This is a genomic window from Sinomonas soli (assembly GCF_054782415.1).
Genome location: NZ_BAAGSN010000011.1, coordinates 127025 through 150932 on the forward strand (window position 1 = coordinate 127025; position 23908 = coordinate 150932).

18 protein-coding genes and 2 tRNA genes are annotated in these 23908 nt (G+C 71.3%); 9 read left to right on the forward strand and 11 right to left on the reverse strand.

Annotated elements, in window-relative coordinates; genetic code table 11:
• Positions 1-370 precede the first annotated feature (370 nt).
• Positions 371-1645, forward strand: a complete 1275-nt coding sequence (locus ACYVKZ_RS10395; protein ID WP_460992179.1) for a helix-turn-helix domain-containing protein — start codon at positions 371-373, stop codon at positions 1643-1645.
• A 26-nt stretch (positions 1646-1671) separates the two neighbouring features.
• On the opposite strand, the gene ACYVKZ_RS10400 is transcribed toward ACYVKZ_RS10395, so the two are convergent.
• Complete coding sequence (locus ACYVKZ_RS10400; protein WP_460992181.1) at positions 1672-2832, reverse strand: acyl-CoA dehydrogenase family protein; 1161 nt, start codon at positions 2830-2832, stop codon at positions 1672-1674.
• Between the two features lie 83 nt (positions 2833-2915).
• Entirely contained in the window at positions 2916-4238 is a 1323-nt protein-coding gene (locus ACYVKZ_RS10405) for a M20/M25/M40 family metallo-hydrolase (protein WP_460992183.1), read from the reverse strand.
• A gap of 168 nt (positions 4239-4406) precedes the next feature.
• On the opposite strand from ACYVKZ_RS10405, the gene ACYVKZ_RS10410 reads away from it, so the two are divergent.
• From ACYVKZ_RS10410 to ACYVKZ_RS10420, 3 genes are all read left to right on the forward strand, one after another.
• Positions 4407-4490 (forward strand) — tRNA-Leu (locus tag ACYVKZ_RS10410).
• 179 nt (positions 4491-4669) lie between these two features.
• Positions 4670-4753, forward strand: a tRNA-Leu gene (locus ACYVKZ_RS10415).
• Between the two features lie 197 nt (positions 4754-4950).
• The gene (locus tag ACYVKZ_RS10420; RefSeq protein WP_460992185.1) at positions 4951-5904 is read left to right on the forward strand and encodes an alcohol dehydrogenase catalytic domain-containing protein; all 954 of its coding nucleotides are present in this window, start codon (positions 4951-4953) and stop codon (positions 5902-5904) included.
• A gap of 151 nt (positions 5905-6055) precedes the next feature.
• On the opposite strand, the gene ACYVKZ_RS10425 is transcribed toward ACYVKZ_RS10420, so the two are convergent.
• The 4 genes from ACYVKZ_RS10425 to ACYVKZ_RS10440 all read right to left on the reverse strand — a co-directional run bounded on the left by ACYVKZ_RS10425 (position 6056) and on the right by ACYVKZ_RS10440 (position 11425).
• Positions 6056-7519, reverse strand: a complete 1464-nt coding sequence (locus ACYVKZ_RS10425) for an HNH endonuclease (protein ID WP_460992188.1) — start codon at positions 7517-7519, stop codon at positions 6056-6058.
• 197 nt (positions 7520-7716) lie between these two features.
• Positions 7717-8655, reverse strand: coding sequence for a MaoC family dehydratase (locus tag ACYVKZ_RS10430; protein WP_460992190.1), 939 nt, complete (start codon positions 8653-8655; stop codon positions 7717-7719).
• The gene (locus ACYVKZ_RS10435; protein WP_460992192.1) at positions 8652-10082 is read right to left on the reverse strand and encodes a 3-oxoacyl-ACP reductase; all 1431 of its coding nucleotides are present in this window, start codon (positions 10080-10082) and stop codon (positions 8652-8654) included. The genes ACYVKZ_RS10430 and ACYVKZ_RS10435 overlap by 4 nt, the downstream gene beginning before the upstream one ends.
• A gap of 20 nt (positions 10083-10102) precedes the next feature.
• Positions 10103-11425 (reverse strand): acetyl-CoA C-acetyltransferase, encoded by a 1323-nt coding sequence (locus ACYVKZ_RS10440; protein WP_460992194.1) that lies wholly within the window; start codon positions 11423-11425, stop codon positions 10103-10105.
• A 67-nt stretch (positions 11426-11492) separates the two neighbouring features.
• Between ACYVKZ_RS10440 and ACYVKZ_RS10445 the strand changes: the two genes are divergently transcribed.
• The 3 genes from ACYVKZ_RS10445 to ACYVKZ_RS10455 all read left to right on the forward strand — a co-directional run bounded on the left by ACYVKZ_RS10445 (position 11493) and on the right by ACYVKZ_RS10455 (position 14812).
• The gene (locus ACYVKZ_RS10445; RefSeq protein WP_460992197.1) at positions 11493-12203 is read left to right on the forward strand and encodes a TetR/AcrR family transcriptional regulator; all 711 of its coding nucleotides are present in this window, start codon (positions 11493-11495) and stop codon (positions 12201-12203) included.
• Complete coding sequence (locus tag ACYVKZ_RS10450) at positions 12200-14284, forward strand: acyl-CoA dehydrogenase family protein (RefSeq protein ID WP_460992199.1); 2085 nt, start codon at positions 12200-12202, stop codon at positions 14282-14284. Before ACYVKZ_RS10445 ends, ACYVKZ_RS10450 begins: the two co-directional genes overlap by 4 nt.
• Positions 14285-14368: 84 nt before the next feature.
• Positions 14369-14812, forward strand: a complete 444-nt coding sequence (locus ACYVKZ_RS10455; RefSeq protein ID WP_460992201.1) for an Hsp20/alpha crystallin family protein — start codon at positions 14369-14371, stop codon at positions 14810-14812.
• Positions 14813-14906: 94 nt separating this feature from the next.
• On the opposite strand, the gene glgA is transcribed toward ACYVKZ_RS10455, so the two are convergent.
• Positions 14907-16103 carry a glycogen synthase gene (glgA, locus tag ACYVKZ_RS10460; RefSeq protein ID WP_460992203.1) on the reverse strand — a complete coding sequence of 399 codons (1197 nt, stop codon included), beginning with the start codon at positions 16101-16103 and terminating at the stop codon, positions 14907-14909.
• Positions 16104-16272: 169 nt separating this feature from the next.
• Between glgA and ACYVKZ_RS10465 the strand changes: the two genes are divergently transcribed.
• Positions 16273-17658 (forward strand): glucose-1-phosphate adenylyltransferase, encoded by a 1386-nt coding sequence (locus ACYVKZ_RS10465; protein ID WP_460992451.1) that lies wholly within the window; start codon positions 16273-16275, stop codon positions 17656-17658.
• A gap of 84 nt (positions 17659-17742) precedes the next feature.
• On the forward strand, positions 17743-19206 hold the full coding sequence (locus ACYVKZ_RS10470; RefSeq protein ID WP_460992205.1) for an SDR family NAD(P)-dependent oxidoreductase: 1464 nt from the start codon (positions 17743-17745) through the stop codon (positions 19204-19206).
• A 133-nt stretch (positions 19207-19339) separates the two neighbouring features.
• Here ACYVKZ_RS10470 and ACYVKZ_RS10475 read toward each other — a convergent pair whose 3' ends face one another.
• From ACYVKZ_RS10475 to ACYVKZ_RS10490, 4 genes are all read right to left on the reverse strand, one after another.
• The gene (locus tag ACYVKZ_RS10475) at positions 19340-20260 is read right to left on the reverse strand and encodes a hypothetical protein (RefSeq protein ID WP_460992207.1); all 921 of its coding nucleotides are present in this window, start codon (positions 20258-20260) and stop codon (positions 19340-19342) included.
• A 167-nt stretch (positions 20261-20427) separates the two neighbouring features.
• Positions 20428-21279: a transglutaminase family protein gene (locus ACYVKZ_RS10480; RefSeq protein WP_460992209.1), complete on the reverse strand. Its 852-nt coding sequence runs from the start codon at positions 21277-21279 to the stop codon at positions 20428-20430.
• Positions 21276-22202, reverse strand: a complete 927-nt coding sequence (locus ACYVKZ_RS10485) for an alpha-E domain-containing protein (RefSeq protein WP_307006141.1) — start codon at positions 22200-22202, stop codon at positions 21276-21278. The genes ACYVKZ_RS10480 and ACYVKZ_RS10485 overlap by 4 nt, the downstream gene beginning before the upstream one ends.
• Positions 22203-22274: 72 nt before the next feature.
• Positions 22275-23831 carry a circularly permuted type 2 ATP-grasp protein gene (locus tag ACYVKZ_RS10490; RefSeq protein WP_460992211.1) on the reverse strand — a complete coding sequence of 519 codons (1557 nt, stop codon included), beginning with the start codon at positions 23829-23831 and terminating at the stop codon, positions 22275-22277.
• Positions 23832-23908 lie beyond the last annotated feature (77 nt).

Consider the following 23908-nt stretch of genomic DNA (forward strand, 5'->3'; position numbering starts at 1 on the left):
TGGGGAGGGCCCTCGGCGCGTGCACTGCACGCCCCGGAGTGAACTGGCTGTCCGGTCTCCCAGGTGGCCCGGTGAGCTTTTGGCTCCGTAGAAGGAGTAGAGCGGGAGGGCCGTTGCGTCGCCGTTATCGCTCGGGGGCAGGGGTGTCCGCTCGGCTCCGGCAGCCGATAACGCGTGCGCAACGGGTGCTGGGATTCACTCGTCTGCGATAGCAGGGGGGACCGGGAATGGCCCGTCGTCGAGCCGTCCGGAGAGGAGCCATCGCGGAGGCAGGGCGGGAGCGGAACCGCCGGCCCCGCTCTCGTGCCCGGTGCCCTCGGAGCACCCTGTCTCAGAAGAGGTACAGCTGATGGGGATCGAATTCGGAAGGATGCTCCGGACCGAACGCCTCCGGCGCGGACTCACCCAGGCACAGTTGGGCGAAGGCGCCTACGAGCCGAGCTACATCTCGATGCTGGAGACCGGCCGCCTCGAGCCCTCGGCGCAGGCGATCCAGGAGCTCGCGGGACGGCTGGCCAGCGCACCCCACGCCATGCCGTGGTGGAGCGGGCCGCCCATGGCCGGGGAGGCCGAGTACGTCTTCTCGAGCCTGTGCGCGCAGGCGGCCTGCGACGTCCGCGAGTACGCGCGGGCCTCGTCCCACGCCGCGATTGCAGCGCGTCTGGCCCAGGAAGGGTCGGACACGTCCGGCTGGTGGGAGATGACCTTCATCCAGGCCGAATGCCTCATGCGGGAGGGCCGGCTCACGAGGTCCCTCCGTACGGCGCGCGACCTGCTCGAGCACTCCGCGCTCGCCGGCGACCGGGAACTCGAGGCCCGCGCCCACCAGCTCTACGCCGAGATCTGCCACCGCCACGGGCGGCTCGAGGCCGCGGTCGAGCACGCCCACCGCGCCACCGAGCTCTCCGAGGGCCTCCCGGCCCGCTCCGCGACCCGCGTCGCGTCGCTGTGCACGCTCATCCACGCGCTCGCGGACAGCGGCAGGACCGAGGCGGCGTGGGAGTGGTGCGCGAACCTCGGTGCGCTCGTGGCGAAGGCCGCCATGGACCGCCTGGTCTGCCGGGCGGAGTGGGTCATCGGGAAGGTCGCCTTCGTGCGGTCCGACGAGGCCGAGGGGGTACGGCACCACGACCGGGCCGCCCAGTTCCTGCTGGCCCTCGAGGACATCGAGCTATGGGCCTGCTTCAACAGGAGTGCTGCGGCGGCGCGGCTCGATGGAGGCATCCTCGGCCCGGACACCATCACGGCGATCGAGCGCGCCGAATTGGCGCTTGCTATCGCTGGCGGCAGCGATGCTGACCAGCTCGAGACCGCACTGGTCCGTGCCCGGTGGCTCTACCTGACCGGGCAGCTGGCGCAGTCGGCCCAGATCCTCCAGGGCGTCCACCGAGAGAGGAACCTCCTCGGCCCGCACGTCACGGCGGAGGCGTGCCTCCTGTACGGGCAGTGCCTGAAGGACCTCGGCCAGGACGACGAGGCGCTGCGGGCCCTCGAAGAGGCGCACGAGCAGTTCAGGTACGCGGGCATCCCCCTCAAGGCCGAGCGGGCCAGGGAACGGATCCTCGAGCTCCGGCAGTCCGCGCACGGCCAGGCCGACGCCCCTCAGGCCGTCCCAGACCCCGTCGGGCCCGTGGGCGCCGGATAGCCGGGTCCCTGGAGCTGCCCGGCCGGCTAATCCTCGAGCGGCCCCAGGAGGTTCGTCGCGACGGTCGAGTGCGCCGACTCGGGATCGGAGGGGTGGTAGAGGCCCGCGAGGACGTCCCGGTACAGCCGTTCGAGCTCGTGCCCGCGGAAGTAGCCGCCGCCCCCGCCCACGCGCATCGCGCCGTCCACCACGGCCTTCGCGGTCTGGGTGGCGCGGTGCTTGAGGCCGCTCAGGTGCCGGAACCAGGCGCTCCCCCGGTCCGCCCCAGCGTCCAGGTCCGCGGCCACGGCGTCGAGCTGCGGGAGGATCGAGTCGACGGCCATGGCGAGCTCCGCAATCTGCCACCGGATGTCCGGGTCCTGGGAGTAGGGCCGGCCACCGCTGCGGTGCGAGCGGCGGCGGTGGGCGGCGTCGACCGCGAGGTCCAGGGCCCGCTCGGCGATGCCGGTGTACACGGCCGCGAGCAGCGTCTCGAACACCGCGAAGATGCCGAACACGAGCAGGTCGGGGTGCGGGCCCACCGGCAGCCGGCGCACAATCCTGTCAGACGGCGCCACGGCGCCCTCAAGGATCGTGGTGCGCGACTGGCTCGCGCGCATGCCGAGCGTGTTCCAGTCGTCGAGGTGCCGCCAGCCCGGCCGGTCCCGGCGGATGAAGCCCCACACGAGGGCAGGCTCCTCCCCTGTCGTGTCCTTGCCGAACGTCCCCATGCGGGTCCAGGCCGGAGCGAGGCTCGTGAAGACCTTCGTACCCGTGAAGCTGTAGCCGCCGTCGGGCTGCGGGACGGCCTCGGTCACGGAGTCGAAGAGCACGGCGTCGTTGCCGGCCTCCGAGACGCCGAAGGCGAACACCTCCCCCGCGGCCGCCTCGTCGAGGACGAAGGCGAGGCTCGCGTCCCCCCGATCCGCCAGTACCTTCGCCACGCCGGTCCACACGAGGTGCATGTTGACGGCGAGGGCTGTCGCGGGCGCGGCCTGGGCGAGGCGCCGCTGGAGACGGACGACGTCGGCCACCCCGCCTCCCAGCCCGCCCTCGCCCTCTGGGACGAACGCCTTCAGGTACCCGGCCGCGACGAGGGCGTCCAGGTCCTCCTGGAAGAACTCGTTGCGCTCGTCGTAGCCGGGCGCGCGCGAACGGATCTCCTCCAGGAGCCCGTCGGTCAGCACTGCGGCAGGGTCAAGGGCCACGCTGCTCCCCCTCCTCTTGTTGTGGGGTCTCTGGCAGACCGTTGCGGGGTCTCTGGCAGACCGTTGCGGGGTCTTCGGCGCGGTCAGTACGTGGTCAGCAGGCGGCGCAGCACGCGCGCGCCGAACTGCAGCGAGTCCGCGGGGACCCGCTCGTCCACGCCGTGGAACATGGCGGGGAAGTCCAGCTCGGCCGGGAGCCGGAGCGGTGCGAAGCCGTAGCCGGTGATGCCGAGCCTGCTCAGCGACTTGTTGTCGGTTCCGCCGGAGAGCGTGTACGGCAGCACCACGGCGTCCGGGTCCTCGGCGGCGAGGGCGCCGACCATCGCGTCGACGAGGGGCCCCTCGAACGGGGTCTCGAGGGAGACATCGTGGTGGATGTAGCTGAAGTCGACGCCGTCGCCCGCGAGTTCCTTGAGCTTGGCCAGGACGAGCTCGTCCTGGCCGGGGAGCGTCCGGGTGTCGACGCGGGCCTCGGCGGTGCCGGGGATGACGTTGTCCTTGTAGCCGGCCTTGAGGACGGTGGGGTTGGAAGTGTTCTGGAGGGTGGCACCGACGAACCGGGCCACCGTGCCGAGCTCCTTGAGGAGGATCTCCGGGTTCTCCGGATCGAACTCGACCCCGGTGAGCTCGGTGACGCCGTCGAGGAACCGCCGCGTGGTGTCGGTCAACTCGATGGGCCAGGTGTAGTCGCCGATGCGGGACACGGCCCGCGCCAGCCGCGTCACGGCGTTGTCATCGTTGACCTGGGATCCGTGGCCGGCGCGGCCCTGCGCCTTGAGGCTCAGCCAGCCGAGGCCCTTCTCGGCGGTCTGGAGGAGGTAGGCCCGCTTGCCGCCGATCTGGGCCGAGAAGCCGCCCACCTCGCTGATGGCCTCGGTGGCGCCGTCGAACAGCTCAGGCCTGTTGTCGACGGCCCAGCTCGCCCCGTAGGCACCGCCGGCCTCCTCGTCGGCGAACATGGCGATGACGAGGTCCCTGCGCGGCCGGGTGCCGGTGCGCTGCATCTCGCGGACCACGGACAGGATCATGGCGTCCATGTCCTTCATGTCCACGGCGCCGCGGCCCCAGATGAGACCGTCCTTGAGCTCGGCCGCGAAGGGGTCGACGCTCCAGTCCTCCTTCTGGGCGGGGACCACATCGAGGTGGCCGTGGACCACGAGGGCTCCGGCGCTCGGATCCGTGCCCTCGAGGCGCACCACCACGCTCGCCCGGCCCGGCGCGGACTCGAACAGCTCCGGCTCGAGCCCGACCTCGATGAGGAGGCCGGCGGTGTACTCGGCCGCGGCCCGCTCCCCCGGCCCTGAGCCGTCTCCGAAGTTGGAGGTGTCGAAGCGGATGAGGTCCTGGCAGATCCCCACCACCTCGTCCTCGGCGGTGGTCTGGCCCTGGGCGGCATGGTCGGTCATGGGTCCTCCTCAGCGTCTCCGGTGCTCCCAGCCTAGCCCTGCGCCCCTGCGGGCCCTGTGCGCTGGGGCCGCAGGCGCCGATTTCGGCTTGGGACGTGGATCGTGTAGAGTCTTTCTCGCTGCCCGGGAGGGAAACGAGTGATCGCTTCGCTTCCGAGGTTGCTGCCTGCGCGGGTGGCGGAATGGCAGACGCGCTAGCTTGAGGTGCTAGTGCCCGAATAGGGCGTGGGGGTTCAAGTCCCCCTCCGCGCACAGATGGAGCCCCGGTCTTCTGACCGGGGCTCTTCGTGTCTGTCCGGGTGGTCTGGCCGCCTTCTCACTGGCCTGTCCGCTCCGCCCCGCGTGCGCGCAGCAGGGACTGGAATGGTGTATGGTTATATACCGCTGCCGAGGACGGAAACCGTGGTTTCCGAGGTCTTCGGAGGCTGCCTGCGCGGGTGGCGGAATGGCAGACGCGCTAGCTTGAGGTGCTAGTGCCCGAATAGGGCGTGGGGGTTCAAGTCCCCCTCCGCGCACAGACGGAGCCCCGGTTTTCTTGACCGGGGCTCCTTGCTTTTAATCCGGGCGGCAGGGATTGCCCCTGTACGTGATCGACGGGGCGCTTCGCCGCGCCCAGACGCGGCCTCCACCGGGCGTAGGATCCGGAGTGTCCCCGCCGAGTGCGTACCGGCGCCCGACGAGGGCCCGACGAAGGCACTCGAAGGAGATTTCCATGAAGGCATGGCAGTTCACCGGCACCAATCGTCCGCTCGAGCTCAACGAGGTCCCGGAGCCCCACGCCGGTCCCGGCCAGGTGGTCGTCGACGTCAAGGCCGCAGGCGTCTGCCACTCGGACGTCACCGCGATCGATGATCCAGGCTGGATGCCCCTCTTCCCCGTCCTCCCCCGCACCATGGGCCACGAGAACGCCGGGGTCATCGCCGAGGTGGGCGAGGGCATGGAGCAGTGGAGCGTGGGCGACCGCGTGGGACTTGCCCCCGTGATGGCCGACGGCGACGCCCTCGGCTACGGCCAGTGGGACGGCGGCTTCGGCCCCAAGCTCCTCGCCACCTCGGACAACCTCGTCAGGCTCCCCGACGAGGTCCCGTTCGATCTCGGCGCGATGGCCACCGACGCCGGCCTCACGTCCTATCACGCGATGATGGCTGCCGGCGGGGCCAAGGCCGGGATGAAGGTCGGAGTGATCGGGCTCGGCGGCCTCGGGTACATCGGCGCACGCGTGGCCGTGCTGACGGGCGCCGAGGTCTACGGAGCCGAGATCAACCCGGAGACGCAGAAGCTGTCCGAGGAGATCGGGCTGGCGGGCGTGGCCGACTCGATCGAGGCGTTCAAGGACAAGAGGCTCGATCTCATCGTCGACTATGCGGGCTTCGGCACCACCACCGCTGCCGCGGTCGAGACCCTCGGCGAATTCGGCACCCTCGTGCAGGTCGGTATGGGGCGGCTGGAGGCGACCATCAACACGTACCCGGTGATCATCAACCAGCTCACCATCAAGGGCTCGAAGTCGGGCACCCGGGAGGACCTCGAGGGGATCTACGAGCTGATGAAGACGGGCAAGCTCAATCCGCCGATGAATCTGATCACCCAGGCGGACATCCCCGGCGCGGTCGACAAGCTCCGGGCGGGCGGCGTGGTCGGCCGGTTCATCGCCATGTACGAGTGATCGCCCTGTCCGTGATCGCGCTCTCGGAGTAGGTTCCAGGCCGCCGCGCGCACGACGGCGCCGCTCGCCCCGGGTGGGCCGGCGCCGTTGCGTTTCCTCCACCTTCGTAGAGGCGACGCCGCCGGGCGCCGCCTGACGCCTGCTGGCCGCCTCACGCGGCCGTGTGGAAGACGTACTCTCCGCCGGGGAACTCGACCCTGTGGCCGATCAGCTCCCGCGTCCCGGGCAGCGGGGGCGCGGTCGATCTGTACCGGTGCCCGGTCGGCGTGGTGACCGGGACGGTATGCCGGATCGCCGGCGTGGTCGCGTGTCCCCAGCCGGGTGCTTCCTTCGCCTGATTGCAGTGTTCGCACAGGCCCTGTCCGTTGACGGCGCTGGTGGGGCCGCCTCGTGCCGCCGCGATGACGTGGTCGTGATGGCGGATCGGGGCATCGCACCAGGGGTTCCGGCAGGTGTGGTCCCGCAGGGCAATGAAGTCTTTGAGCCCCGCCAGGAACGCCCGGAACCTCGATTCGAGGGCCGTCATCGATCCAGTGGCGGGTGACGCGTAGACACGACGGAGCGTCGCGTCCGGGGAGGCGAGGACGAGGTCCCGGGCGATCTGGGCCGGCAGGACTCCAGAGCCCGCGAGCGCGGCGGGTTCCGGTGTTCCGCCGATCAGGGCGGCGTCTGACATCACGAGGTTCACAGCGATCCGGATGTTCCCGGCGCTGCCCTGCCCGGTGAGCCGTTCGACGAGCGTGTCCGCCATGGCCTGGTCCCTGGTTCGGCCGTGGCCATCCTGCGGGGTGCGCGGGCCGCCGGCCGGCGCCTGAGTGCAAGAGGTCCGGGCAGAATCAGCGGCGGCGCACAGGGCCTTGTAGGCGGCCACCGTCTGGGCAGCGGGAAGCAGGCAGGACAGCACCGCCATGGAATCCGGGGCGGGCCTGAGCCAGACGCGGCGCTCCGCGACAGCCCGACGGGCCCGCTTCACTGCGGCCGCAGGATCGAGCCGCTGCGCGTGGGCCCGTGCTTCGGCGGCGAGCTGCCGGTCGCCGACACCACCCCGCGCGTAGGCGGGTACGAGCGCCTCGTAGACGCGGGCCCGGTCCCCGGCCTCGAGGCAGGCGGTCTCGCGGGCCACCAGCGTGGCGCGCCACTCGTTGATCCGGCCGGCCGCGAGCGCGTTGAGGGTGTGCGGCATCTCGTGAACGAGGGCTTTGGCGAGCCCCAGGAGCCGGCCGCCCCGCGAGGGTGATTCGCCGCGCGCCAACGCGATCGTCTGCCCTGCCTCGGTCGAGGGATCGACGACCCGCGGTCGTATGCCCTCGGCTTCTCCGAACTCCACCGACGAAGACTCAGCCTCATCGCCACCCGCACGCCTCTCGCGGATGCGCGTCTCGAGCAGGACGCTGTAGCGGGCCTGGCTCGCCGCGGCAGCGGCCTTCAGCCGTTCCAGGGCCCCGATCCGCTCGAGGAGCTCCGTCTCGTCCAGCTGCAGATCATCGTCACCGACCGGCCCGAGCGCCGTGGCCCAGACTCCGGTGGCCGCAGCGCTCGGCGATCCACTCCCCACGGCCACGAGGACCTCGGCGATGAGCCGCGAGAGATCGGCCGCATCCTGTGGCCCTCCCACTGCTACCGGCCCCCCGCCGCTGATTCGAACATAGTTTCGATTCTATAGAACGAGCGCTCATCCGCCCAGCCCTGGGGAGGGCCAATGGCACGGCTCTCAGGACAACGGCGCCGCCCGCCCCAGAAGGAGGACGGGCGGCGCCGTGTCGGGACGAACGCGGTGGCGACCACGCGCCGTCGTACGCCAAGCCACCAGCCTCAGGCGAGCCGCGACACCGACCCGACGAAGTGCCGCCGGCCGGACTTCGCGTGCCACCCCACGAACTCCGACCGCTCCCACGCGCCCTCGCCGTCCACCGAGTCCGAGATGTTCAGCGCCACCCGCGCGGGCAGGAACACCGGCGCCTCGAACGCCACGTCCCACACGAACGCGTCGCCCTTGGCGGGCCCCACCTCGGCCAGCGCGCGGGAGGCGGTGTACATCCCATGGGCAATGGAACGCCGCATCCCGAGCGCCCGCGCCGAGATCGAGCTCAGGTGGATCGGATTGAAGTCCCCGGAGACTGCCGCGTACTCGCGCCCGGTCTCGGACCCGAGCCGCCACAGGGCCGTGGGCAGCGGCGCGCGGAAGTCCTCGCGGGCGCCGTTCGCGAGCGGCTTGTCCACGCCCGGCAGGAACACGCCCTTGGCGAGGTAGGTCGAGACCCCGCGCCACACGGGCTCCCCTCCCCCGCCGTGGGCCCCGCCGCGGCGCACCTCGGCCACGACGTCCACCTGCGTCCCGGCCCGGTGCCCCGTGAGGTTCTCGGCCCAGGCCATCACGTCGAGCTCGTCGGCGTAGGAGATCGGCTCGCGGTACTCGATGCGGTTGCGCAGGTGCACCATGCCCAGCAGGGGCAGCGGGAAGTCCTCCCGCCCCATGAAGCTCATCGCCACCGGGAAGGCGAGCGCGTGCACGTACCCGGCGGGCACCACGTCCCGCGCCGAGTCGCCGAGCAGGTGCTGGTACTCGGTGACCTTGGCGAGGTCCGGACGCACGACGGCGGCGTGGTGCCGGGCGGCGGGCAGCCTCGGGGCGGTCTTCCGCGGCGCGACGAGGGCCCGGGCCGCCTCGGCGGCGGCGGCGACGTAGAGCTTGGACAGGGACGGGACCTCGGTGAGCTCGACCGTCTCGATCCCCCGTGCCGGCGCGCTCACTGCCCCACCAGGTTCTGCCCGCACACCCGCAGCACGTTGCCGGAGATGCCCCCCGCCGCGTCGGAGGCGAGGAACGCGATCGCCTCGGCCACATCGAGCGGAAGCCCGCCCTGCTGGAGCGAGTTCAGGCGCCGGGCCACCTCGCGGGTCGCGAAGGGGATCTTGGCCGTCATCTCGGTCTCGATGAACCCAGGGGCCACGGCGTTCGCCGTCCCGCCGGAGGCGGCGAGCCGGGCCGCGGTGGAGCGGACCATCCCGATGACGCCGGCCTTCGAGGCCGCGTAGTTCGTCTGGCCGCGGTTGCCCGCGATCCCCGAGGTGGACGCGACCGAGACGATGCGGAACCCCTCGCCCAGCCGGCCGGAGCCGAGCAGCGCGTCGTCGATGCGCAGCTGGGCCGCGATGTTCACGGCGATGACCGAGTCCCAGCGCCCGGCGTCCATGTTGGCCAGGAGCTTGTCCCGGGTGATGCCGGCGTTGTGCACGAGGATGTCGAGGGCGCCGTGCCGGCCGAGGGCGTGCTCGAGGATCCGCTCGCCGGCCTCGGGCTTGGTGATGTCGAGCTGGAGGGCGGTGCCGCGGACCTCGTTGGCGACCTTCGCGAGGGAGTCGCCGGCCGCGGGCACGTCCACGACGACGAGCCGGGCCCCGTCGCGGGCGAGGGTCCGCGCGATGGCCGCGCCGATCCCCCGCGCGGCCCCGGTGACCACTGCAACCTTTCCGGCGAGGGGCTTCTCGGGATCTGCGGGCAGCTCCCCCTTGGCCGTGCCGACGGTCAGGAACTGGCCGTCGACGAAGGCGGACCGCCCGGAGAGCAGGAAGCGCAGCGCCCCGAGCGCGCTGGGGGCGTCCGCCCCGACGCCCTCGGCGAGCAGGATGCCGTTGCCGGTCGCACCGCTGCGCAGCTCCTTGGCCAGCGAGCGCAGGATGCCGTCCACGCCGGCCCGGGCGGCGGCGAGCGCCGGCTCGTCCGCGGAAGAGGACCGCCGCGAGACCGTGACGACGCGCGCGTTCGGGGCCAGCGAGCGCAGGGCGCGGCCGGCGGCGAGGATCGGCGCGGACAGGTCCTCGGGCCGGGCCACCGTGTCGAGCGCGAGCACGATCCCGCCGAGCTTCGCCCCCGCTCCCCTCCCGGTGCCGGCCGAGGCGGCGGGCGAGGCGGACGACGCCGGCGAGGCACCGGCGTCGTGCGTCCCACCGTCGGCGGGGACCACGGCGGGGACCCTGAGCACCTCGACGTCCCAGCCCTTCAGCGCCGTCTCGAGGGCGTCCGCCCCGGCGCCGGCGCCGATGAGCAGGACGGGCCCGGGCACGAGCGGCGCGCCTGGCTCGTAGCGGCGCAGGGCCACGGGCTGCGGGAGCCCGAGGCGCTTGGCGAGGTCCCGGCCCCAGCCGCGCGAGACGAAGTCGGTGTACTTGTCAGCCATCCCTGTCCCCTTCCCCTGCCTCAGCGTCCCTCGAGGACGGCGACGACGCCCATGCCGCCGGCCGCGCAGACGGAGATGAGCCCGCGGGCCGGCCGGCCGAGGTCGCCGGCGGCGGTGCGCTCGTGGAGCTGCTTGGCCAGGCTCGCGACGATGCGGCCGCCGGTCGCGGCGAAGGGGTGGCCGGCGGCGAGCGAGGAGCCGTTGACGTTGAGCTTGGCGCGGTCCACCTTGCCGAAGGCGCCGTCGAGACCGAGGCGCTCGCGGCAGAAGTCGGCGTCCTCCCACGCGGCGAGGGTCGCGAGCACGGTGCCGGCGAAGGCCTCGTGGATCTCGAAGTAGTCGATGTCCTCGAGCGTCAGGCCGAGGCGGCCGAGCAGGCGCGGCACCGCGAACACCGGCGCCATGAGGAGGCCGTCCTTGCCGTGCACGAAATCCACGGCCGCGGCCTCGCCGTCCACGATGTCGGCGAGGATGGGAAGGTCTCGCTCGGCGGCCCAGTCCTCGGAGGCGAGCAGCACGGTCGAGGCGCCGTCTGTGAGCGGGGTCGAGTTCCCCGCGGTCATGCTGGCCCCGGAGCCGAGCTGGCGGCCGAAGACCGGCGAGAGCTTGCCGAGCTTCTCCATCGAGGTGTCGGCGCGCAGGTTCGAGTCCTTCGTGAGGCCGCGGTACGGGGTCACGAGGTCGTCGAAGAATCCGCGCTCATAGGCCGCGGCCAGGTTGCGGTGGGACGCGAGCGCCAGCTCGTCCTGGGCCTCGCGGGTGATGCTCCACTGTTTGGTGGTCAGGGCCTGGTGCTCGCCCATGGACAGGCCGGTGCGGGGCTCGTTGGTGCCCGGCGCCATGGGCGCGAGGTCCTTGGGGCGCAGCTTCGAGACGGCCTTGAGCTTCTGCTGGAGGGTCTTGGCGCGGCTGAGCTCGAGGATCACATCGCGCAGGCCCTCGCTGACCACGATCGGGGCGTCCGAGGCGGAGTCGACGCCGCCGGCGATCGCCGAGTCGAGACGGCCGAGCTTGATCTTGTCCGAGAGCTGGAGGACGGTCTCGAGGCCTGTCGCGCAGGCCTGCTGCACGTCGTAGGCCGGGGTCTCCGGGCGCAGGGCCGAGCCGAGGACGGACTCCCGGGTGAGGTTGAAGTCGCGGCTGTGCTTGAGGACCGCGCCCGCGGCGACCTCGCCGATCTGCTCGTCCTGCAGGCCGAAGCGGGCCACGAGCCCGTCGATCGCGGCGATGAGCATGTCCTGGTTAGAGGTCCGGGTGTAGGCGCCGTTGGCCCGCGCGAACGGGATGCGGTTGCCGCCGACGACGACGGCCTTGCGGATGCCGGGCGAGGAAGAGGTGGGCATAGCGTCCTCCGGTCGAGAGCTGTGATCTGAATTACCGATACCTAGCGTACCTGATACGCTGAGTACCGTGAACCAATCCACCGCGAATGACGCCGCGCCCTCACCCGGCGTCGACGGCCGCACCGCACGCTGGGCGAGCCACCGCGAGGAACGGCGGGCCGACCTCGTCCGCGCGGCGCGCCGGGCCGTGCACCGGCTCGGCCCGGACGTGCCCATGGAGGACATCGCTGCCGCGGCCGGCACGTCGAAGTCCGTCTTCTACCGGTACTTCCGGGACAAGGCCGGCCTGCAGGCCGCCATGGGCTCCCTCGTCCTGGCGCAGATGCAGGAGCGCATCGGAGCAGCGGCCGCCGCCGCGCAGACGCCCTACGAGGGGCTGCGGGCCATGGTCGCCGCCTACCTCGGCATGGCCGCGCGCTCGCCGCACGTGTACGAGTTCGTCACGCGGGTCCCGGCGGACCCGGACCGCGCCTTCGGCAGCTTCTTCGATGCCGTGGGGTCGATGATCCAGGCCCCCATGGCCCGGTACCTCGGCCCCGCCGCCTCCGCGACGCTCGACTACTGGCCCCCCGCCGCGATCGGCCTCGTCCGCGCCGCCGGCGAGCGCTGGCTCACCGCCGCGCCGTCCGACCACAAGCCCTCCCTCGACGACATGGCAGGCCTGATCGCCGACTGGCTCTTCGCGGGAATCGCCGCCCAGGCGGCCGTTCCCGTCGGATCAGCCGCCGACGCCGACCGCAGGCAGGCCCCACCCCTTCCACCACAGGAGACACGATGACCCACCAGACCACTGGCCTCTCCACCTCCCCCTCCGCCTCCGCCGAGGCGGAGACGGACGTTGCCGACCTCGAGCAGTCGCCGAAGATCGACGTCGCCGCGCTGGGCGATCTGCTGCTGGGCACCTGGGCCGACGTGCGCCGGCAGGCGCGCGAGCTCGCCGCCCGCCCCGAGCTGCACAAGCTCGAGGGACTGACCCACACCGAGCACCGCGAGCGCGTCTTCGGCCAGCTCAAGTACCTCGTGGACCACCGCGCCATCCAGCGGGCCTTCCCGAAGGCGCTCGGCGGGGAGGACAACCACGGCGGCAACATTGCCGGCTTCGAGGAGCTCGTCACGGCCGACCCGTCGCTGCAGATCAAGTCCGGCGTGCAGTGGGGCCTGTTCGGCGCCGCCGTCCTGCACCTCGGCACCACCGAGCACCATGCCAAGTGGCTCCCGGACATCATGGACCTCACGGTGCCGGGCGCCTTCGCCATGACCGAGATCGGCCACGGCTCCGACGTCGCGAGCATCGGCACCACCGCCACCTACGACCCTGAGACCGGCGAGTTCGTCCTCAACACCCCGTTCCGGGCCGCGTGGAAGGAGTACCTCGGCAACGCGGCCAAGGACGGCATCGCCGCCGTGGTGTTCGCCCAGCTCATCACCCGCGGCGTCAACCACGGCGTCCACGCCTTCTACGTCCCCATCCGCGACCCCCAGACCAAGGAGTGCCTGCCCGGCGTCTCGAGTGAGGACGACGGCATCAAGGGCGGACTCAACGGCATCGACAACGGCCGGCTGGCGTTCGACCACGTGCGCATCCCGCGCACCAACCTGCTCAACCGCTACGGGGACGTGGCGGAGGACGGCACCTACAGCTCGCCCATCGCCACCCCGGGCCGGCGCTTCTTCACGATGCTCGGCACCCTGGTGCAGGGCCGCGTCTCGCTCGACGGCGCCGCCGTCGCCGCCTCCAAAGTGGGCCTCACGGCCGCCATCCGGTACGCCGCCGAGCGCCGCCAGTTCAACGCCTCCTCGGACACCGCCGAGGAGGTGCTGCTGGACTACCAGCGCCACCAGCGCCGCCTCTTCCCCCTGCTCGCCGCGACCTACGCGATGAGCTTCGCCCACGAGGAGCTCCTGGCGAAGTTCGACGGCGTGTTCTCCGGCGCGCAGGACACGGACGAGGACCGGCAGGACCTCGAGACGCTGGCCGCGGCCCTCAAGCCCCTGTCCACGTGGCACGCGCTCACCACGCTCCAGGAGTGCCGCGAGGCGTGCGGGGGCTCCGGGTTCATGATCGAGAACCGCTTCGCGTCCCTGCGCGCGGACCTCGACATCTACGTGACCTTCGAGGGCGACAACAACGTGCTGCTGCAGCTCGTGGCCAAGCGGCTCCTGAACGACTACGCCAAGGAGTTCCGCACGATGAACGTCGGGGCGCTGGCGAAGTTCGCGCTCGGGCAGGCCCGCGGCGTGGCCCTCAAGACGGGCCTGGGCGCGGTGGCGCAGTTCGTGGCCGACTCCGGCCGCGCGCAGCGCTCCGCCCTCGCGCTGCGCGACCCCGACATGCAGCGGCTCCTGCTGGCCGAGCGGGTCCAGACCATGGTGGCGCAGGCCGCGCAGGCCCTCGCCGGGGCCACCAAGCTCCCCCAGGCCGAGGCCGCCGCCCGCTTCAACGCCCACCAGAACGAGCTCATCGAGGCCGCCCGCGCCCACGGCGAGCTGCTCCAGTGGGAGGCATTCACCGAGGCCCTGGAGAAGGTCGAGGACCCGGGCACCCAGCAGATCCTCACCTGGCTGCGCGACCTGTTCGGCCTGACCCTCATCGAGGCGCACCTCGAGTGGTACCTCATGAACGGACGGCTCTCCATGCAGCGCGGGCGCACCGTGGGCGAGTACATCAACCGGCTGCTCGCCCGGCTGCGCCCGCACGCCCTCGACCTGGTCGAGGCGTTCGGCTACACGCAGGACCACCTCCGGGCCACCGTCGCGAGCGGAATCGAGGCCCGCCGGCAGGAGGAGGCCGCGGCCTACTACGCCGCGCAGCGCGCCTCGGGCGAGGCGCCCGCCAAGGAGAAGGACCTCAAGAAGTAGGTCCCTTCCCCCTCCCCGCGGCCGGGTCTAGCCTGAAGGCAGGACCCGGCCGCACCGGTGCCCGGGGCACGTCAGGAGGAATCCATGGTCGAGGGATGGGGCCGCAGGGGCCCGTGGGACATGATGCCGGAGGGCATGCGCAGGTTCGGGTTCCCCGAACAGTTCAAGCGCTTCGTCGACGAGTGGGAGACGACGTGGCTGCGCACCGAGCAGTTCCGCGACGGCGACTACCTCGTGGTGCGCGCCGAGCTGCCGGGGATCGACCCCGAGCGGGACGTCGAGGTCACGGTCCAGGACTCGACCCTCTCGATCAAGGCCGAGCGGCGCGAGGACACGGCCAACCGCACCAGGGGCGGGTACCGCAGCGAGTTCCGCTACGGCTCGTATGCGCGGACCGTAGACCTCCCGCGCGGCGCGCGCGGCGAGGACGTCAGGGCGAGCTACCACGACGGCGTCCTCGAGGTGCGGGTTCCCGTCGCCCCGGAGGCCGGGCCCGGGCCCACCAAGGTCAACGTGAGCCGGGACTGAATCCCGACGCCACGGCTGCAGGCACAGCGACGGCGGCGACGCTCCCCTCGCGGGGTGCGCCGCCGCCGTCGTGCGCTCGCTTCTCGCCTCCAGCCTACGCGAGTACCGACCGGTAGACCTCGAGGGTGGTCTCGGCGATGCTCTCCCACGAGAAGTTCGCCTCGGCCCGGACGCGGCCGGCCTCGCCCATGGCGCGGGCCCTGTCCGGGTCGGCCACGACCTCGGTGAGCGCCGCCGCGAAGTCGGCCACGAACTTCTCCGAGTCCAGCGGCGTGCCGGTACCGTCGCTGACCTGCTCGATCGGGACGAGCAGGCCAGTGTTGCCGTGGTCGACGACCTCGGGGATCCCGCCGGTGGCGGTGGCCACGACCGCCGCGCCGCACGCCATGGCCTCGAGGTTCACGATCCCGAGGGGCTCGTAGATGCTGGGGCACGCGAACGCCGTCGCGTGGCTGAGGACCTGGATGAGCTCGGCGCGCGGGAGCATCCGCTCGATGAGGACCACGCCCTCCCGCTCGGCGCGCAGGCCGTCGATCAGCGCGGCCGTCTCGGCCGCGAGCTCCGGGGTGTCCGCGGCCCCGAGGCAGAGGACGAGCTGGACGTCCGCGGGGAGCTTCGACGCCGCGCGCAGGAGGTATGGCACGCCCTTCTGGCGCGTGTTGCGGCCCACGAACACGACCGAGGGCTTCGCCGGGTCGATCCCGAGGCCGGCCAGGTGCTCGGTGCCCTCGTCGCGGCCCCACAGCGAGACGTCGATGCCGTTGTGGACCACCTTGACCTTCGCCGGGTCCACCTCCGGGTAGCAGCGCAGGATGTCGGCGCGCATGCCGTGCGAGACGGCGATGATGGCATCCGCAGCCTCATAGGCCGTCTTCTCCACCCAGGACGAGAGGCGGTAGCCGCCACCGAGCTGCTCCGCCTTCCACGGGCGGAGGGGCTCGAGGCTGTGCGCCGAGAGCACGTGCGGGATGCCGTGCATGAGCGAGGCGAGGTGTCCCGCCATGTTCGCGTACCACGTGTGCGAATGGACGAGGTCGGCGCCGGCGACGTCGGGCACGATGCCGAGGTCGATCCCGAGGGTCTGGAGCGCGGCGTTGGCGTCGGAGAGGTACTCCGGGACCTGGTACGAGGTGACCGCCGCCCCGTTGACCTCGGCCTCGCGGGGGGCTCCGAAGGCATGGACATGCAGGTCCACCTCCCGGGCGAGGACCCTGCTGAGCTCGGCCACATGCACCCCAGCGCCGCCGTAGATCTCCGGGGGGAATTCCTTGGTCACAATGTCGATTCGCACGGTTTCAACGTAGTCGGTCATTGGAACCTGAACTAGTGTGAAGGGGACCGCGTTTCGCATCCGCGGAGGCCGGGAAAACTGGTCTTGAACGAGAGATGACGGGGGTTGCGCAGTGGCAGCGAAGAAGGTATTAGCGATCGTCCTCGCAGGTGGGGAGGGCAAGCGGCTGATGCCCCTGACGGCTGACCGGGCCAAGCCCGCAGTGCCGTTCGCCGGAGGGTACCGGCTCATCGATTTCGCGATGTCGAATCTCGTGAATTCCGGCTACCTGCAGATTGTGGTGCTGACGCAGTACAAGTCGCACTCCTTGGACAGGCACGTTTCAGAGACGTGGAGGCTCTCCCCCCAGCTGGGCAACTACGTGGCGTCCGTGCCCGCCCAGCAGCGCGTCGGGAAGAGCTGGTTCCTGGGCAGCGCCAACGCGATCTACCAGTCCCTGAACCTCATCTACGACGCCCAGCCCGAGATTGTGGTCGTGGTCGGCGCCGACCACGTGTACCGGATGGACTTCGAGCAGATGGTGGCCTCGCACGTGGCCTCCGGCGCCAAGGCGACCGTTGCCGCGGTCCGCCAGCCGCTGGACATGGCCAACCAGTTCGGCGTCATCGAGACGGACTCCTCCAAGCCGTCCATGATCTCCGCGTTCGTCGAGAAGCCGGCAACGACGCCGGGGCTGCCCGACGATCCCGAGCAGTTCCTGGCCTCGATGGGCAACTACGTCTTCGACGCCGATGCCCTCGTCGAGGCGCTCAAGAGCGACGCCGAGCGGCTCGACACGAAGCACGACATGGGCGGGGACATCATCCCCTACTTCGTGGACCGCGGCGAGGCAGGCGTCTACGACTTCACCAAGAACGAGATCCCGGGTGCCACGGAACGCGACCGCACCTACTGGCGCGACGTCGGCACCCTGGACTCGTTCTACGACGCCCACATGGACCTGATCTCCCCGCTGCCGGTGTTCAACCTCTACAACTCCCGGTGGCCGATCTACACCCACCAGAGCGTCTCGCCGCCGGCGAAGTTCGTCCGCGGCGAGGGCGGCACCGTCGGCATCGCGCTCGACTCCCTCGTCTCCAGCGGCGTGGTCATCACCGGCGGCATCGTCGAGGGGTCCGTGATCTCGCACGACGTCCGGGTCAACTCCGCCGCGCGCGTCCTCGACTCGGTCATCATGGACGGAGTCCAGATCGGGGCCGGGGCCGTGGTGAACCGGGCCATCGTCGACAAGAACGTCGTGGTGCCCCCGGGCGCGACAATCGGGGTGGACGAGAAGCTCGACCGGCGCCGCGGCTTCGAGGTGACCGCCTCGGGGATCACGGTCCTCGCCAAGGGCCAGCTCGTCCCCGAGCCCGACGCGGACGAACGCCGCCTCGCCGCAGCCTGGCTGTCGAAGATGCCGACCGCCCTCGAGGACGTCGCCGCGGAGATGCCCGAGGTCGCCGAGAAGATCCAGGAGCGTCACGCCACGGCCGCGGCCCAGGCCGCCGCCGGTGACGGCATCGCCGACGGCGCGTCCTCGCCGTCGTCCGCGTCCCGCCGCTCCGCGGTCTGAACCGCCCGCGCCAACCTGGCCGACGGCGCGGGGCCCGCAGCCCGGGCCCCGCGCCGCTGCGCGCGCACCGTAGAATGGGAAGCCATGAGCTCCCCTGATATGCCCGCCGAACTGACCCCTGAGGAGATCCAGGCCGCCCTCAAGGTGCTCGGCACGATCCACACGTACGACGAGGAGCACCCGGACTACGTGGCCGTGCGGCGCGCCACGGGCAAGATGTTCAAGGCGCACCGCCGCTTCACGCGCACCCAGAAGCGCGATGCGATCGCCGAGGCGGACAGGGCCGTCATCGCGCAGACCGCGACCGCCGCGCCGGACCGGATCGACGACGAGACGAAGGGCAACAAGCTCGCATCCTCCGCGACCGGCGAGATCGCGGGGCACCTCCTCCGCTCGCGGCCGTGCTACATCTGCAAGCAGCACTACACCCAGGTGGATGCGTTCTACCACCAGCTGTGCCCCGAGTGCGCCGCCATGAGCCACGCCAAGCGCGATGCGCGCACGGACCTGACGGGGCGGCGGGCGCTGCTCACCGGCGGCCGGGCGAAGATCGGCATGTACATTGCCCTGCGGCTCCTCCGCGACGGCGCGCACACCACCATCACGACCCGCTTCCCGAAGGACGCAGCCCGCCGGTTCGCCGCGATGGAGGACTCCGCCGAGTGGCTCGACCGGCTCACGATCGTGGGCATCGACCTGCGCGACCCGTCCCAGGTCATCTCGCTCGCTGACGCGCTCGACGCCGCGGGGTCGCTCGACATCATCATCAACAACGCCGCCCAGACGGTGCGCCGCTCCGGGAACGCGTACAAGCCCCTTGTGGACGCCGAGTCCGAGCCGCTGCCGGCGGCGCTGCTCCCGGGCAACGGGGGTCCCGAGCTGCTCACGTTCGGGCACGCGCACGACAAGCACCCGCTCTCGATCGCGGGGTCCGTGGCCGAGCACCCTGCGCTCGCGGGCGACGCCGTGACCGCCCTCGCGCTCTCGACCGGCTCCGCGTCGCTGGACCGGATCGCCGCGGGGACCGCGATCGACGCCGGCGGCCTAGTTCCGGACCTCGCGGCGATCAATTCGTGGACCCAGGTCGTGGACCAAGTGGACCCGCTCGAGATGCTCGAGGTGCAGCTGTGCAACGTCACGGCGCCGTTCCTCCTCGTCTCGAGGCTGCGGCCCGCCATGCGACGTTCGACCGCGCGGCGCAAGTACGTGGTCAACGTCTCCGCGATGGAGGGCCAGTTCGGGCGCAAGTACAAGGGGCCGGGGCACCCGCACACGAACATGGCCAAGGCGTCCCTGAACATGATGACCCGCACGTCCGCTGGCGAGATGTTCGAGACGGACAGGATCCTCATGACGGCCGTCGACACGGGCTGGATCACCGACGAGAGGCCGCACTACACCAAGGTGCGGCTCGCCGATGAGGGCTTCCACGCGCCGCTGGACCTCGTTGACGGCGCCGCCCGCGTGTACGATCCGATCGTCATGGGCGAGGCAGGGACCGATCTGTACGGGGTGTTCCTGAAGGACTACCGGCCCAGCCCGTGGTGACCTGGGCTCACTTCTGCTCCTGGGCGGCTGCGCTCCGCTGAGCCTCTGCCCCGTTGAGGGGTCTCTGGCACCCGCCTGAGGGGTCTCTGGCACCCGCTTGAGGGGTCTCTGGCAGTCGGCGAAGTGCAGCGACTCAGGCCGCTCTTGCCGCCAGGAGAATCCTCAGCTCGCGCCGCACACGGGCGAAGTCATCGTGCAGATCCTCGGCCCCCGCGTAGATGAGGCCCCAGCCCCTGCGCCGGAAGGCGGTATCCCGGCGCGCATCGCTCAGTCGCTGCTGAGGCTCCTGATGGTGGACGCCTTCGTAGTGGATGCCGATGCGTTCTCGATGGTAGCCAATGTCAGCCGTAGGCGATCTCAGGTCGTCCGGGTTGAGCTTGATCTGAAGCTGCGGCTCTGGGAACCCGTGGGCCACGAGACTGAGCCTCAGCATGGTCTCCGGCACGGAGTCGGAGCCGACCCGCATGTCAATGAGGGCTTCTTTGCACTTCCCGACCCCTTTGACCTTCGGATGCGCCCTGAGAAGCCGGGCGAGGGACGCCTTCGTCTCGTAGGGAGCACTGCGGCCCTCGAACTCCGGCCGAGGACTTCGGATCAGCTGGTCGCCGAGCGCAACCAACGAGGCGACGCTCAGTTCATGACCCAGGTCCAGCCACGTCCGGCCCCGACTCGTCAGCCGGATCCCCTCGCGGACCACCACCTCCCCCTCGAGGATCCGCACTCGATGCCCCACCACCTTGGGCCGCCGGACCCTCGGCAGGTGGGACGGCTTGCTCAGGTGAACGCACGAGTGGTCGTCCATCCAGGGCGGTAGCCACAGACCATCCAACGCACCCGCCGTGCGATGCGACGCCCAGGCATCCGGGTTGAGGTCAAGATGCGCGCGAACCAAGCTGTCCAGAACGGGCGGACCGGCGTGGGGAACGAAGATTCCGCGACTGATCTGACGGATGTCCTCGATCCGCAGGTCCGCTGCGCTGAGACCGCGGGCCTTCGCCTCACTTGCGGAGAACGGCCGCAGGATGAGGCTCTCGCGGGGCGTCTGTCCACTCATGGCCCCATGCTGGCACAAGTCCTCGAGGAGGATCTCAAGTTATCCACAGGCGGCCGCCACAGACCCCACAACCGGGCGCCACAGACCCCACAACCCGGCGCCAGAGACCCCACAAACGGGGGCGGGGCAAGCGGGGGCGGGGCAAGCGCGGCGCGGGAGGGGTTGGGTCAGGCGAGGCGGGTGATCTCCACGCCGACGTCGAGGTGGGAGCCGCCGCCGCCCGAGAGGATGCCCTTGAGCGGGGGCACGTCCCGGTAGTCGCGTCCGCGGGCCACGGTCACATGGAAGTCGCCGGCCGGCTTGTGGTTGGTGGGGTCCCACGAGCGCCACTCGCCGTCCCACCACTCGAGCCACGCGTGGGACTGGCCGGCGACGACCTCGCCGATGTCCGCGCTCGAGCGCGGGTGCAGGTAGCCGGAGATGTAGCGGGCGGGGATGCCGAGGCTGCGCAGCGAGCCAATCGCGAGGTGTGCGAGGTCCTGGCAGACCCCCTCGCGCTGGTTCCAGGCCTGCTCGGCGTCCGTCGTCACGGCCGTGGAGCCGGGCCTGTAGCGCATCTCGCCCCGCAGCCAGTCGAACACGGCGTGGGCGGCGCGGTGCGGGTCGAGGCCGTCGACGATCCCCGGGAGCGTCCCGAGGACCTCGTTCCCTGGGCCGGACAGCCGGGACTGCGGCAGCCAGTCGCTGAACTGGTCCTCGAGCTCGGGGCTGCGCAGCCGGTCCCAGGCGACGATGTCGCCCTCGGCCGGCACGCGCTCGACCCGGTGCACCTCGACCGTGGTCGAGGAGACGACCTCGAGGAACTCGTGCGGGAGCTGCATGTCGAAGGCAGTCACGCGGGTGCCCCAGTAGTCCTTGTAGGAGCTCACCGCGGCCTGCGTGGGGGTGACGCGGACCTGCGACTCGAGCACCACCTGCTGCGGCTCGGTCAGCGGCGTCATGCGCGCCTCGTTGTACGAGAGGGTCACGCGCCGGTTGTACCGGTACGCGGTGTGGTGCAGGATCCTCAGCCTGGTCATGAAACCTCTCCCACCCAGGCCTGCTCGTCGGCCCTGTTGAAGTACTTGCGCGAGACCGCGTCGGACGTCTGGGCCACGGCCTTCTGGACCCGTTCCATGTGCTCGGGGAGCTCGACCATCAGGTCGTCCGTGCGGTGGAACTCGAGGAACGTGCGGGCCTGGCCGACGATGCGGCGCGCGTCGTTGATGAACCCAACCCGGGTGTCCGAGGGGTCGAGCTTCGCGAGCGCGTCGTCGGCGTCGCGCAGCGCGTACACGATGGAGCGCGGGAACAGCCGGTCCATGAGGAGGAACTCGGCGGCGTGGCGCTCGTCGAAGGCGGTGCGGCGGGTGCGCAGGAACGACTCGTACGCGCCGGCGCAGCGGAGCATGTTGACCCACGACATCCCCGCCGTGTGCACCTCGCGGGTCGAGAGCATGCGCGCGGTCATGTCCGCCCGCTCGAGCGAGCGGCCCAGCACGAGGAACAGCCAGCCCTCGTCATGGCTCATCGTGGTGTCGGCGAGGCCGCGGACCATCGCCGTGCGCTCGAGGACCCAGTTGCAGAAGCGGTAGGTGCCCACCACGTCCTTGCGGTGCTGGCTGAGGCCGTAGTACGTGGTGTTGAGGCACTCCCACAGGCTCGAGGAGACGGTCTCGCGGGCGCGCCGGGCGTTCTCGCGCGCGGCCGCGAGCGAGCCGGCGATGCTCGTGGCGTTCGTGCGGTCGAAGGCGAGGGACTGGAGCAGGTCTGGCAGCCCGAACTCGTCCGCGTCGGACCGCGAGCCCATGACGCCGAGGAGCTCCTGGGCGACGCTGCGCTGGTCGGCGGCGGGCAGGTGGTTGAGCCTTTCGAGGTGCACGTCCAGGATGCGGGCAGTGCCGTCGGCCCGCTCGACATAGCGGCCGATCCAGAACAGGGATTCAGCGATGCGGCTGAGCACGTCGTCCTCCTCGAGGGGTCGTGGTGCGGGCGGGAATGGAGCTGGCGGGGCTGGCCGGCCGACGGCGCAAGGTCACTGCTGCTGCTCGGCCTGGCGGTCGCGCCAGTTGCTCTCGACCGGCCACACGCTCGTGCGCTCCCGAATGCTGATCGAGTGCCGGGGCTCCGCCTCGACGGGGACGTCCGGGGACTGGGCGAGCACCCACGTGTCCTTCGACCCGCCGCCCTGGCTCGAGTTGACGATGAGGGAGCCCTCCTTGAGCGCCACCCGGGTGAGACCGCCGGGCAGGACCCACACGTCGTCGCCGTCGTTGAGCGCGAACGGGCGCAGGTCGACGTGGCGCGGCCCGAAACGGTCTCCGGAGAGCGTCGGGACGGTGGAGAGCTGCAGCACGGGCTGGGCGATCCATCCGCGGGGATCGGCGAGGACCCGCTTGCGGAGCGTGTCCAGCTCCTCGCGCGTGGCGCTCGGGCCGATGACAAGGCCCTTGCCGCCCGAGCCGTCGACGGGCTTGACGACGAGCTCGTCGAGGCGGTCGAGGACCTCCTCGCGCGCGTCGTCCTCCTCGAGCCGGTAGGTGTCCACATTGGCCACGATCGGCTCCTCGCCGAGGTAGTAGCGGATCAGGTCCGGGACGTAGGAGTAGACGAGCTTGTCGTCCGCGACGCCGTTGCCCACGGCGTTCGCGATCGTGACGCCGCCGGCCCGGGCCGCGTTGACCAGGCCGGGGCAGCCGAGCATCGAGTCGGAGCGGAACTGCAGCGGATCGAGGAAGTCGTCGTCGATGCGCTTGTAGATGACGTCCACGCGCTGCTCGCCCGCCGTGGTGCGCATGTACACGCGGTTCCCGCGGCAGATCAGGTCGCGGCCCTCGACGAGCTCCACGCCCATGAGGCCGGCGAGCAGGGTGTGCTCGAAGTACGCCGAGTTGTAGACGCCGGGGGTCAGGACCACCACGGTCGGCTCCTCCACGCCGGCGGGGGCGGTCTTGCGCAGGGTCGAGAGCAGCCGGCGGGGGTATTCCTCGACGGGGCGGATGGGCTGCTGGCTGAAGACCTCGGGCAGGCCCTTGGCCATGGCTCGGCGGTTCTCGAGCACGTAGCTCACGCCGGAGGGGACGCGGACGTTGTCCTCGAGGACGCGGAACGTGCCGGCGGCGTCGCGCACGATGTCGATGCCCGAGATGTGCACCCGGACCCCGCCCGCGGGCTCGAAGCCGTGCACCTGGCGGTGGAAGTGCTTGCTCGTGGTGATCAGCCGGCGCGGGACCACGCCGTCGGCGACGACTGCCATCTTCGAGTACACGTCGTTGAGGAACGCCTCGAGGGCGCGGACGCGCTGGGCGACGCCCCGCTCGAGGACGTCCCACTCGCCGGCGGAGATGATGCGCGGGACGAGGTCGAGCGGGAACGGCCGCTCCTCCCCCGCGTAGTCGAACGTGACCCCCTTGTCGAGGAAGGTGCGCGCCATCGAATCGGCGCGGGAGGTCACGTCGGTCAGGTCGAGTCCCGCGAGCGCCTGCGCGAGATGGCCGTAGCTGGGCCGCGCCGCCTGGCGGGGGGCGAACATCTCGTCGTACGCGCCGGTACGTTCGGCGGCGACGGAGTAGTCCTCGAAGAGATCCGACATAGGGAACAGCTTTTCACCAATCCGGCCCGGGCGCATATCGGGTCCCCGGACCCGGCGATTTCGGCCTGGCGCCTGCC

Excerpts from the sequence above, each read along its gene's own strand:
- ACYVKZ_RS10395 (WP_460992179.1), top strand. The coding sequence starts at position 371 with ATGCTCCGGACCGAACGCCTCCGGCGCGGACTCACCCAGGCACAGTTG.
- ACYVKZ_RS10405 (WP_460992183.1), bottom strand. The coding sequence starts at position 4,238 with ATGACCGACCATGCCGCCCAGGGCCAGACCACCGCCGAGGACGAGGTG.
- ACYVKZ_RS10420 (WP_460992185.1), top strand. The coding sequence starts at position 4,951 with ATGAAGGCATGGCAGTTCACCGGCACCAATCGTCCGCTCGAGCTCAAC.
- ACYVKZ_RS10435 (WP_460992192.1), bottom strand. The coding sequence starts at position 10,082 with ATGGCTGACAAGTACACCGACTTCGTCTCGCGCGGCTGGGGCCGGGAC.
- ACYVKZ_RS10440 (WP_460992194.1), bottom strand. The coding sequence starts at position 11,425 with ATGCCCACCTCTTCCTCGCCCGGCATCCGCAAGGCCGTCGTCGTCGGC.
- ACYVKZ_RS10450 (WP_460992199.1), top strand. The coding sequence starts at position 12,200 with ATGACCCACCAGACCACTGGCCTCTCCACCTCCCCCTCCGCCTCCGCC.
- ACYVKZ_RS10455 (WP_460992201.1), top strand. The coding sequence starts at position 14,369 with ATGGTCGAGGGATGGGGCCGCAGGGGCCCGTGGGACATGATGCCGGAG.
- ACYVKZ_RS10465 (WP_460992451.1), top strand. The coding sequence starts at position 16,273 with ATGCCCCTGACGGCTGACCGGGCCAAGCCCGCAGTGCCGTTCGCCGGA.
- ACYVKZ_RS10470 (WP_460992205.1), top strand. The coding sequence starts at position 17,743 with ATGAGCTCCCCTGATATGCCCGCCGAACTGACCCCTGAGGAGATCCAG.
- ACYVKZ_RS10475 (WP_460992207.1), bottom strand. The coding sequence starts at position 20,260 with ATGAGTGGACAGACGCCCCGCGAGAGCCTCATCCTGCGGCCGTTCTCC.
- ACYVKZ_RS10480 (WP_460992209.1), bottom strand. The coding sequence starts at position 21,279 with ATGACCAGGCTGAGGATCCTGCACCACACCGCGTACCGGTACAACCGG.
- ACYVKZ_RS10490 (WP_460992211.1), bottom strand. The coding sequence starts at position 23,831 with ATGTCGGATCTCTTCGAGGACTACTCCGTCGCCGCCGAACGTACCGGC.